Below are 10,993 nucleotides of genomic sequence, written 5' to 3' on the forward strand. Positions count from 1 at the left end.
CCGAGTGATCAGTGTGCGCTCCCAGCGCGGCTCAATGTGCGCACGCCCAGCCGGCCGCCTCCGTGGCCGACCGGGCCCGCTCGCGCAGCGCGCGGACGGCTTCCGCGGGGTCGCCGGCGCCGTACACGGCCGATCCGGCGACGAAGACGTCGGCGCCCGCCTCGGCGCAGCGCTCGATGGTGGAGGCGGAGACGCCGCCGTCCACCTGCAGCCACATCTCCAGGCCGTGCTTGCGGATCAGCTCCCGGGTGCGGCGGATCTTGGGCAGCATGATGTCGAGGAAGGCCTGGCCGCCGAAGCCCGGCTCCACCGTCATGATCAGCAGCATGTCGAGCTCGGGCAGCAGGTCCTCGTACGGCTCGATGGGCGTGGCGGGCTTCAGCGCCATCGAGGCCCGGGCCCCCTTCGCCCGGATCTCCCGGGCCAGTCGCACCGGAGCGGCGGCCGCCTCCGCGTGGAAGGTCACCGACCCGGCCCCCGCCTCGACGTACTGGGGCGCCCACCGGTCGGGGGCCTCGATCATCAGGTGGCAGTCCAGCGGCGTGTCCGTCGCACGCGCCAGGGACTCCACGACCGGCACACCGAGCGTGAGGTTGGGGACGAAGTGGTTGTCCATGACGTCGACGTGGAGCCAGTCGGCTCCCTCGACCGCCTTCGCCTCCTCGGCGAGGCGGGCGAAGTCTGCGGACAGGATGCTGGGGTTGATCTGCACGGCCATGCCCCAAGCCTGCCATGCCGCGCCCGGGGTGCTCGCCCCGGTCCGTACCCGGCCGGCACCGCACCCCGCCGAGGGGACGGCGGTCAGCCGGTGCGGCGGACGAGTGCCAGGTACATCGCGTCCGTGCCGTGCAGATGCGGCCACAGCTGTACGTCCGGGCCGTCGCCGAGCGCCGGTACGTGTCCCAGCAGCGGCCGGGCGTCGATGAGTTCGGCCGTCGAACCGTGCTGCCGCAGCACGTCACCGACGACCGCGCGGGTCTCGGCGAGGTGCGGCGAGCAGGTCGCGTAGCCGACGACACCGCCGACCCGTACGGAGTCCAGCGCCGTGCGCAGCAGTGCGCGCTGCAACGGCGCGAACCCCTCCAGGTCCTCGGGCCGCCTGCGCCACCGCGCCTCGGGCCGGCGCCGCAGCGCGCCGAGCCCCGTGCAGGGCACGTCCACGAGCACCCGGTCGAAGCTGCCGGGGCGCCACGGCGGCCGGGTCCCGTCGGCGGCGATCACCTGGTACGGGCCGGGGTTCCCGTCGAGGGCCTGTGCGACCAGGCCCGCCCGGTGCGGCTGCTTCTCCGAGGCGAGCAGCACGGCACCGCGCTCGGCGGCCAGCCCGGCGAGCAGCGCCGCCTTGCCGCCGGGACCCGCGCAGCCGTCCAGCCACGCCCGGTCCGGCCCGTCCAGCGGGGCGTTCGCCAGGGCGAGCGCCACGAGCTGGCTGCCCTCGTCCTGCACGCCCGCGCGGTTCTCCCGTACGGCGTCCAGGGCGCCCGGTTCGCCGCCCTCGGTGAGCCGTACGGCGTACGGCGACCAGCGGCCCGGCGCCACGGCCTCCTCGCCGAGCGCGTCCAGGAGTTCGTCGGCGGTGGCCCGGCCGGGACGGGCGACCAGGGTGACCTCGGGCCGCTCGTTGTCGGCTTCGAGCAGGTCCTCGATGCCGGCCCGCCCGCCGCCGAGGGAGTCCCAGAGCGCCGAGACGACCCAGCGGGGGTGCGAGTGCACGACGGCGAGGTGGTCCTCGGGGTCCTCCTCGTACGGCGGCGCGACCTGCTCGAGCCATGCGTCGAGGTCGTGCTGGGCGATCTTCCGCAGCACGGCGTTGACGAACTTGGCGCGCCCGTCGCCGAGGACGACCCGCGCGAGCTCGACGGACGCCGAGACGGCGGCGTGCGTGGGGATGCGCGTCCCCAGCAGCTGGTGCGCGCCGAGGCTCAGCACGTCGAGCACCGGCGGGTCGACCTCGCGCAGCGGCCGGTCGACGCAGGCCGCGATGACGGCGTCGTAGGTGCCCTGCCGGCGCAGCGTCCCGTAGACCAGTTCGGTGGCGAGCGCCGCGTCCCGCGCGTCGAACCTCTCGGGCCCCTCCTTCTCCCGCGCCTTGCGCAGCAGCGGCGGCAGAACGAGGTTCGCGTAGGCATCCCGCTCGTCCACGGCCCGCAGCGCCTCGAAGGCGAGGATGCGGACGGGGTCCTTCTTGGGCCGACGGTAGGGCTTGCCGGCCTTGCGCGGCCGACGGGACTGCTCGCTCACGAAAAAGGTGCTCCGGGACAGGGGAGGACGGGATGTGCCTCCCAGCCTACGTCGTGGGGGCCGGGCGGGAGGGCGCGACCGCCGCCGGAGCCGCCGTCACCCCCCGAGGCGCTCCCCCGGCGCGATCCGCACCCCGCGGGCCCAGTCGGCGGCGCGCATCGGCTTCTTGCCCTGGGCCTGGACCCACAGCAGCTCGACGGCGTACGAACCGGTCCCGGCGTGCACGCTGTTCCTGCCGACGTCGAGCGCGCCCGGGGCGAGGCCGGTGCGCTCGGGCACGGGCGCGACCTGGACGAGCTTGAGGCGTTCGCCGCGGAACGTGGTCCACGCGCCGGGCGCGGGGGTGCAGCCCCGCACCACCCGGTCGACGCGCAGTGCGGGCGTCGACCAGTCGACCCGCGCGTCCTCCACGGTGATCTTCGGGGCGAGGGAGACGCCCTCGGCGGGCTGCGGTACGGCCTTCAGGGTGCCGTCCTCGATGCCGTCCATCGTCGCGGCCAGCAGCCCGGACCCGGCGAGGGCGAGCCGGGTGAGGAGGTCGCCGCTGGTGTCGGTGGGCCGGATCTCCTCGGTGACGGTCCCGTAGACGGGCCCGGAGTCGAGTCCCTCCTCGATGAGGAAGGTCGACGCCCCGGTGATCTCGTCCCCCGCCATGATCGAGTGCTGTACGGGGGCGGCGCCGCGCCAGGCGGGCAGCAGCGAGAAGTGCAGGTTGACCCAGCCGTGGGCGGGGACGTCGAGCGCGACGCGGGGCAGCAGGGCGCCGTACGCCACCACGGGGCAGCAGTCGGGCGCGATCTCGCGCAGCCGCGCGAGGAAGTCCTCGTCCCGCGGCCTGTTCGGCTTGAGCACCTCGATCCCGGCCTCCTCCGCCCGCTGTGCGACGGGGCTCGCGACCAGCCGTCGGCCCCGTCCCGCCGGCGCGTCGGGACGCGTGACGACGGCGGCCACCTCGTGGCGCCCGGAGGCGATCAGGGCGTCGAGGGCGGGGACGGCGACCTCGGGCGTACCGGCGAAGACGAGCTTCATGAGTGGGTGTCGGCCTCTCGGGCGGGAGTGCGGGACGGCCCCGCGGCTCCCAGCACGGGCCCGGGCACAGGCACAGGCACCAGGCTCCGGACCCCGGACTTCGGACCGAGGGGCGGCGCAACAGTCTATGGGCGGGGGCGCGCGGAGCGCGTGAGCGGGGTACGGGACGGCCCGGCATCGAGCCTCGCCCCGGACCGCCCTCTGCCCCGCTGGCGGCCTCACCCCGGCCCCAGGCGTCGACACCGTCAACGTCACACGCGCACACCCGCCACGCAGGGGCGTATGCATATGCCCCCACGCCCCCGCAGCGTGACCACAATCCCACGGGCGCGTTGGTCAAGAAAGAGTTGACCAAACAGGCCGCAGTCGCGGCCCGCCCTTTTCCAACGCCGGTTCGAGAGGCTTGTTCATGGCCGACCACGCAACCCACGACGCCCAGGCCCGGGCCAGCCTGCACTTGCTGGTGCGGGACATCGAGCGGGTCCGCCGGCAGGTGGACGCACTGCGCACCCTCACCGCTCAGCTGGGCAACGTCTACCGTCCACGCCGCTCCGGCCCGTCCACGGGCTTCGTGGTCTACGGACGCGCCCCCGCCCCGACCGTCCGCCTCGCCCAGGAACTGCGCGACAGCGTGGAGACACTGGTCACGGCGGCCGTGGATTTCGACCGCTCACTGGGCTTCTCGTGGGACGCGGTCGGCTCCGCGCTCGGGGTCACCAAGCAGGCGGTGCACCGCCGGTACGGTGCCCGCCGCAGTTCGACGGCCGCCCAGAGCCCGGCCGAGACCGAGCGCGCACCGGACCCGTCGGGCAACCGGGCGGTCAACGTCGGCACCACCCTGCCCTCCGTACCGTCGGTCCCCGCGGCCCGCTCGATGCCGGCCCCGATGCCCGCCCAGATGCCGACGCAGTTGCCCACCCAGATGCCGGCCCAGATGCAGCCGCAGATGCCGACCCAGCCGACGGCGGGCAGCCCGACGCTCCGCGACGAGGCGAGGCCGACGGCGTTCCCCGGCCCCCGCAACGGCTGAGCCGCCCTCCCCCCGACGGATGCCTCCCGGCACTCGCCGGGAGGCATCCGCACGATCCGGCCCGCGTCGCCGCCGCGCCGCGGTTCCCGTGCTCACCGAGCCCGCCCGGCCTCCCGGCCTCCCCGGCTTCCCGGCTCCCCGGTCATCCGATGTCCGGGGGATCGATCCGGATCCGCACCGTCTCGCCGCCTCCCCGCGCCAGCCGGGCCGCCTGCATGTTCTTCAACGCGCCGGCCAGCGCGGCGCCGCTGCCCGGCGGCACCCGGATCAACGCCCGCTGCCACCGCTCCCCCGGCGGAGGCGCCCCCACCGGCCGGGGCCGTCCCGGATCCGGCACGGGCAGCGGAACGGGCCCGAGCACCGCGGCGTCCGCCGGCAGTTCGGCACCGGCGAGAAAGGCGGCCACCGCGTCCGCCGTCCCCGACACCGCGGCCATGCGCGACACGGGCGGGAACCCCAGCTCGGCCCGCTCGGCGAGTTCCCGCACCGCGTGCCCCACCGGGTCCCACCGCACGAGCGCCTGCACGGGCCGCAGGGTCGGCTCGGCGACGATCACCACCGTGCCGCCGGCCCCCTGGTCCCGCACCAGTGCCGCCGCGCCGATCCAGCGCCGCAGCGCGTCCTCCGCGGCCCGCAGGTCGGGCCGGACGAGCATCGCCCAGCCGTCGAGGAGCAGCGCGGCCGCGTACCCGCCCTCGGCGACCGGCTCGGCCCCCGGGGTGCTCACCACCAGCGCGGGCGTGTCCGGCACGGTGTCCAGGACCTGCTCGCGCCCGGACGTCCGGACCGGCACCGCGGGGAAGGCCCGCCCCAGCTCCTCGGCGGTCCGCCGCGCCCCCACGACCTGGGCGCGCAACCGGGAACCACCGCACTCCGGACAGTGCCAGTCCGCCTCCTCCCGTCCGCACCAACCGCACCGCAGGGCCCCGGCGTCCTGGGCCTGAAGCGGCCCGGCGCAGTGCCGGCACCGCGCGGGCTCCCGGCACCGCGCACAGGCCAGCCGGGGCACGTAACCCCGGCGGGGCACCTGGACCAGCACCGGACCCCGCCGCAGTCCGTCGCGCGCCACCTGCCAGGCGAGGCTCGGCAGCCGGGCCGCGCGCGCCGCCTCGTCCCGGGCCAGTTCGGCGTCGCCGACGGTGCGCACCAGGGGCGCCGCCGCCCGGACCCGCTCCCGGTCGGCGACGAGCGGCGCCGCCCAGCCGCTCTCGACGAGCTGCGCGGCCTCGACGGTGCAGGTCCAGCCGCCGAGCAGGAAGGCGCACCGATCCCGGGTCGCCCGCAGCTCCAGCACCTCCCGCACGTGCGGGAAGGGAGCGTGGTCGTCGCTGTGCCCGGCGTCCCCGTCGTCCCAGACGACCACCAGCCCCAGGTTCCGCACGGGGGCGAACATGGCCGCCCGGGTCCCGACGACGGCCCGTACGGACCCACGCCGCACCGCGAGCCACTCCCGGTACCGCCGCTCCTGCCCCGCGTCGGCGGTGAGCAGGGCGTGCTGCCCCTCGCCGAGCAGCTCGCGCAGGGCGGCGTCGACCCGGGCCGCGGGCCGCCCGGCCGGTACGACGACCAGCGCACCGCGTCCCGACGCGAGCGTGGCCTGCACGGCCCGCCCGATCTCCTCCGCCCACGAAGGCCCGGGCAGCGCGGTCCACACGGCGCGCGGCGCGCCCCCGGCCGCGAGCGCCTCCAGGAACTCGGCGCCCCGCCCGTACCGTAGCCACGGCCCCGGCTCGGGCGCGCCGGGCGGCGGCGGGGGCGGACCCGTCTCCCTGGCCTCGGCCCGTGCGTGCCGCGGCGGCACGGCCAGCTGCAGCACGTCGGCCAGGCTCCCGGCGTACCGGTCGGCGACGGCCCGGGCCAGCTCCAGCAGCTCCGGACCGAGCACCGGCTCGGGCGAGACGACCTGCGCCAGGGCGGCCAGCGGCCCCGAGTAGTCCGACTCGGCGACCCGCTCGACGAGGAACCCGTCGATCAGGGAGCCGCCCTCCCGCCGCCCTTCGCGCACGTTCCGCCCGCCGGCCCCGAAGCGGACCCGAACCCGCACCCCCGGCTGTGCGACGGCGTCCAGCTCCTCGGGCACGGCGTAGTCGAAGTACCGGTCGAGATGCAGCACCCCCTTGTCGACCAGCACCCGCGCGACGGGCAGCTCCTTGGCCAATGCGGCCCCCCGCCACGTCCGCGGCTTGGCCCTGGGCGCCTTGTTCTTGCGCACGGCCTCCCGGATGAGCGCGAGCTGCTCCGGCACCGCCCCCTCGGCGCCGCCGCTCCCCCGCCTGTTGTCGCTGCTCACGCTTGCATTCTTACCAAACGGCACTGACAGGGCCGCCGCCCCCGGACGGTTGCGCCCGGCCCCCGTACGCCTCGGGGCCCGGCTCCCCGCGGTGCGGTGAGCCGGGCCCCATGGAAGCGACGCGGAGAGGGCGGTTACAGGCCCGCGGCCTTCCGCAGTTCCTCCACCCGGTCCGTGCGCTCCCACGTGAAGTCGGGGAGCTCGCGGCCGAAGTGGCCGTACGCCGCGGTCTGGGCGTAGATCGGGCGGAGCAGGTCGAGGTCGCGGATGATGGCGGCCGGGCGGAGGTCGAAGACCGTGGTGATCGCGTTCTCGATCTTCTCCACGTCGGCCTTGGCGGTGCCGAAGGTCTCCACGAAGAGACCGACCGGCTCGGCCTTGCCGATCGCGTAGGCGACCTGGACCTCGCAGCGCGAGGCCAGACCGGCCGCGACGACGTTCTTGGCGACCCAGCGCATCGCGTACGCCGCCGAGCGGTCGACCTTGGACGGGTCCTTGCCGGAGAAGGCGCCGCCGCCGTGCCGGGCCATGCCGCCGTACGTGTCGATGATGATCTTGCGGCCGGTCAGGCCCGCGTCACCCATCGGGCCGCCGATCTCGAAGCGGCCGGTGGGGTTGACCAGCAGGCGGTAGCCCTCGGTGTCCAGCTTGATGCCCTCGTCCAGGAGCGCCTTCAGCTCCGGCTCCACCACGAACTCGCGGATGTCGGGTGCGAGCAGCGAGTCCAGGTCGATGTCGGACGCGTGCTGCGAGGAGACCACGACCGTGTCCAGGCGGACCGCCTTGTCACCGTCGTACTCGATGGTGACCTGGGTCTTGCCGTCCGGGCGCAGGTAGGGGATCGTGCCGTTCTTGCGGACGTCGGAGAGGCGCTTGGACAGGCGGTGCGCCAGGAAGACCGGCAGCGGCATCAGCGTCGGCGTCTCGTCCGTCGCGTAGCCGAACATCAGGCCCTGGTCGCCCGCGCCCTGCCTGTCCAGCTCGTCCTCGTCGCCCTCGACCCGGTTCTCGTACGCCGTGTCGACGCCCTGCGCGATGTCCGGCGACTGCGAGCCGATCGACACCGACACACCGCAGGAGGCGCCGTCGAAGCCCTTCTTCGACGAGTCGTAGCCGATCTCCAGGATCTTGTCGCGCACCAGCTGGGGGATCGGCGCGTACGCCTTGGTGGTGACCTCGCCAGCCACGTGCACCAGGCCGGTGGTGATCAGGGTCTCGACAGCGACCCGGGAGGTCGGGTCCTCGCGCAGGAGCGCGTCGAGGATGGCATCGCTGATCTGGTCGGCGATCTTGTCGGGGTGGCCCTCGGTCACGGACTCCGAGGTGAACAGGCGACGGGACACAACGCTCCCTGGGGTTGCAGCGGCTGCTGGCTGATCATGGGTGGACGGGACGGGGGCTGCGCCCGGCGTCGTCCGAGAACAGTTTACGGGTCGCGCTTCGCCGCGGTCCCACCCGTCTCGCCTCTCGGAAACGCTGTGACCTGCGGCACCCGCATTCTGCCCACACCCGATGGAGGTTCGCTAGAGCAGCCACGCCCGGATGCACGGGGTGGGAGGGGGCCGTGAAGCGGCCGCCGGCGGTCAGGCGAGGCGTTCCGCCACCAGATCCCACACGGTCTCGGCCAGCGCTTCCTTGGGCCCGAACGGTACGGAGGTCTCGCTTCCGTCCGCGCCGAGCACCACGGCCTCGTTCTGCTCTGAGCCGAACGTCTTGCGCTCCCCCACCTCGTTGACCACGAGGAGGTCGCAACCCTTGCGACGGAGTTTCGCCCGGCCGTTGGCGAGCACGTCGTCCGTCTCGGCCGCGAAGCCGACGACCACCTGGCCGGGGCGGGGGCGGCCGGCCGAGATCTCCGCGAGGACGTCGGGGTTGCGGACCAGGACGACCGGGTCCGGATCGGCGCCCTCCTTCTTCTTGATCTTCCCGGTGGCGTACGTCTCCGGGCGGAAGTCCGCGACCGCCGCCGCCATCACCACCGCGTCCGCGTCGGCGGCCGCCTCGACCACCGCCTCGCGGAGCTGCGCCGCGGTGCCCACCGGAACGACGTCCACGCCCGCCGGGTCGGGCAGCCCCGTGTTCGCGGCCACCAGGGTGACCCGGGCGCCGCGGGCGGCCGCCGTGCGGGCGAGCGCGTACCCCTGCTTGCCGGAGGAGCGGTTGCCGAGGAAGCGGACGGGGTCGAGGGGCTCACGGGTGCCGCCCGCGCTGACGACCACGTGCCGGCCGGCCAGGTCGGGCGCGGTGACCCCGCGCGCGAGCACCCGGCGGCAGACCTCGAAGATCTCCCCCGGCTCGGGCAGCCTCCCCTTGCCGCTGTCGGCGCCGGTCAGCCGGCCGACCGCGGGCTCGATGACGACCGCGCCCCGGCGGCGCAGCGTCGCCACGTTCTCCTGGGTGGCCGGGTGCTCCCACATCTCGGTGTGCATGGCCGGAGCGAAGACCACCGGGCAGCGGGCCGTGAGGAGCGTGTTGGTGAGCAGGTCGTCGGCCAGGCCGTGGGCGGCCTTGGCGAGCATGTCGGCGGTGGCGGGGGCCACGACGACCAGGTCGGCCTGCTGGCCGATGCGGACGTGGGGGACCTCGTGGACGTCCGACCACACCTCGGTGGAGACCGGGTGGCCGGAGAGCGCGGACCAGGTCGCGGCGCCGACGAAGCGGAGCGCGGACGCGGTGGGGACCACACGGACGTCGTGCCCCGACTCCGTCAGCCTGCGCAGCAGCTCACAGGCCTTGTACGCGGCGATCCCACCGCTGACCCCCAGAACGACCTTCGGCTTGCCCACCGGGCCTCCCGCCCTTCGACGACGTACGCATGCACGCATGCAGGGACACATCCATGACACACCACAGGCCCGGCAGCCGTGCTGCCGGGCCTGTGGCGGGAGAAAGCAGTGCTTACTGCCCCGGGCCCTCGATGGCCTCGGACGTCAGCAGACCCGCGTTGATCTCGCGCAGGGCGATCGAGAGCGGCTTCTCGTGCACGTGGGTGTCGACGAGCGGACCCACGTACTCGAGCAGGCCCTCGCCGAGCTGCGAGTAGTACGCGTTGATCTGACGGGCACGCTTGGCCGCGTAGATCACGAGGCTGTACTTCGAGTCCGTGGCCTCGAGGAGCTCGTCGATCGGCGGGTTGATGATGCCCTCGGGCGCGGAGATGGAAGAGGACACGCTCTACCTTCCGATGGATGGGAAAGAATCAGTCTGTGCGATCGGTACGATCCGGGCAACGTCCGTCACGATCACACAACGTCCATCAAGGCTAGCAGCTCGCGCGCCACGTCCTCGACGGAGGTGTTGACCAGGGTGGTGTCGAACTCCGGCTCGGCCGCGAGTTCGATCTTGGCAGCCTCCAGGCGGCGCTCGATCACCGCGGGCGCCTCGGTGCCACGCCCGGTGAGCCTGCGCACGAGCTCCTCCCAGGAGGGAGGGGCCAGGAACACCAGTTGAGCCTCGGACATGGACTCACGGACCTGCCGCGCGCCCTGGAGGTCGATCTCCAGGAGCACGGGCTCACCCGCCTCCAGCCGTTCGACGACAGCGCCACGGGGCGTCCCGTAGCGGTTGCCGGCGAACTCGGCCCATTCCAGCAGCTCGCCGTTGGCGATCAGCTTGTCCATCTCCTCGTCGCTGACGAAGAAGTAGTGGACCCCGTGCTGCTCGCCGGGGCGCGGCTTGCGGGTCGTCGCCGACACCGAGAGCCAGACCTCGGGGTGTTCCTTGCGCATATGGGCGACGACCGTGCTCTTGCCGACCCCCGAGGGGCCGGAGAGCACGGTCAGCCGCGGACGTTCGCTCATGCAGCGATTATTCCAGGAATCCCGGGGTGTCCGGGAATCAGGATGCCGTGCTGCCGAACTCGCGCTCCAGGGAGGCGATCTGGTTGGAACCGAGGCCTCGCACACGACGGCTCTCGGAGATACCGAGCCGCTCCATGATCTGCTTGGCGCGGACCTTGCCCACGCCCGGCAGCGACTCAAGGAGGGCGGAGACCTTCATCTTGCCGATGACGTCGTTCTCCTGGCCCTGCTTGATGACCTCGTGGAGGGAGGCGCCGGAGTGCTTCAGTCGATTCTTGACCTCGGCCCGCTCCCGGCGAGCCGCGGCGGCCTTTTCGAGCGCGGCTGCGCGCTGTTCAGGGGTAAGGGGCGGAAGAGCCACGCCTACGTCACCTCGGATGTCGAACTGTCGGATACGGACCGGTGAGGAACCTAGTCGCCCCACACCTGGGGAGCCACGAGCAACACGCTCGCCCGTTGTCCCCCACTGTCTTGAGAGGCGCGGGAGGCGCCCCCACTCGTCGGAGACTAGCGGCCAAGTCCGCCAGAGTCAGCGAGAACAGCGGAAAAGTCCTGGTCAGCCTCCATGGAGTCGGACATACCGGCCATAACGACCCTGTTTTG

At 73.9% G+C, this 10,993-nt stretch carries 10 protein-coding genes; 1 reads left to right on the forward strand and 9 read right to left on the reverse strand.

What is annotated here, in order from left to right; translation table 11 throughout:
- Window positions 1-31 precede the first annotated feature (31 nt).
- The 3 genes from rpe to fmt form a co-directional block, all read right to left on the reverse strand.
- Window positions 32-718, reverse strand: coding sequence for a ribulose-phosphate 3-epimerase (gene rpe / locus IEZ04_RS31410; RefSeq protein WP_189220378.1), 687 nt, complete (start codon window positions 716-718; stop codon window positions 32-34).
- Between the two features lie 83 nt (window positions 719-801).
- Window positions 802-2,241 (reverse strand): RsmB/NOP family class I SAM-dependent RNA methyltransferase, encoded by a 1,440-nt coding sequence (locus IEZ04_RS31415; protein ID WP_189220379.1) that lies wholly within the window; start codon window positions 2,239-2,241, stop codon window positions 802-804.
- 96 nt (window positions 2,242-2,337) lie between these two features.
- Entirely contained in the window at window positions 2,338-3,270 is a 933-nt protein-coding gene (fmt, locus tag IEZ04_RS31420; protein WP_189220380.1) for a methionyl-tRNA formyltransferase, read from the reverse strand.
- A 409-nt stretch (window positions 3,271-3,679) separates the two neighbouring features.
- Between fmt and IEZ04_RS31425 the strand changes: the two genes are divergently transcribed.
- A complete protein-coding gene (locus IEZ04_RS31425; RefSeq protein ID WP_189220381.1) occupies window positions 3,680-4,300 on the forward strand; it encodes a hypothetical protein in 621 nt (206 codons plus the stop codon).
- Between the two features lie 142 nt (window positions 4,301-4,442).
- On the opposite strand, the gene IEZ04_RS31430 is transcribed toward IEZ04_RS31425, so the two are convergent.
- The 6 genes from IEZ04_RS31430 to IEZ04_RS31455 form a co-directional block, all read right to left on the reverse strand.
- Entirely contained in the window at window positions 4,443-6,590 is a 2,148-nt protein-coding gene (locus IEZ04_RS31430; protein ID WP_189220382.1) for a primosomal protein N', read from the reverse strand.
- 134 nt (window positions 6,591-6,724) lie between these two features.
- Window positions 6,725-7,933 carry a methionine adenosyltransferase gene (metK, locus tag IEZ04_RS31435; RefSeq protein WP_189220383.1) on the reverse strand — a complete coding sequence of 403 codons (1,209 nt, stop codon included), beginning with the start codon at window positions 7,931-7,933 and terminating at the stop codon, window positions 6,725-6,727.
- Window positions 7,934-8,173: 240 nt separating this feature from the next.
- Window positions 8,174-9,376, reverse strand: coding sequence for a bifunctional phosphopantothenoylcysteine decarboxylase/phosphopantothenate--cysteine ligase CoaBC (coaBC, locus tag IEZ04_RS31440; RefSeq protein ID WP_189220384.1), 1,203 nt, complete (start codon window positions 9,374-9,376; stop codon window positions 8,174-8,176).
- A gap of 112 nt (window positions 9,377-9,488) precedes the next feature.
- Entirely contained in the window at window positions 9,489-9,761 is a 273-nt protein-coding gene (gene rpoZ, locus IEZ04_RS31445; protein ID WP_030577387.1) for a DNA-directed RNA polymerase subunit omega, read from the reverse strand.
- A gap of 71 nt (window positions 9,762-9,832) precedes the next feature.
- Window positions 9,833-10,390, reverse strand: coding sequence for a guanylate kinase (gene gmk, locus IEZ04_RS31450; protein WP_189220385.1), 558 nt, complete (start codon window positions 10,388-10,390; stop codon window positions 9,833-9,835).
- Between the two features lie 37 nt (window positions 10,391-10,427).
- Window positions 10,428-10,751, reverse strand: a complete 324-nt coding sequence (locus IEZ04_RS31455) for an integration host factor (protein ID WP_006607450.1) — start codon at window positions 10,749-10,751, stop codon at window positions 10,428-10,430.
- Window positions 10,752-10,993 lie beyond the last annotated feature (242 nt).

Origin of the sequence: Streptomyces ruber (assembly GCF_014648075.1) — a bacterium.
Classification (GTDB): Bacteria; Actinomycetota; Actinomycetes; order Streptomycetales; family Streptomycetaceae; genus Streptomyces; species Streptomyces ruber.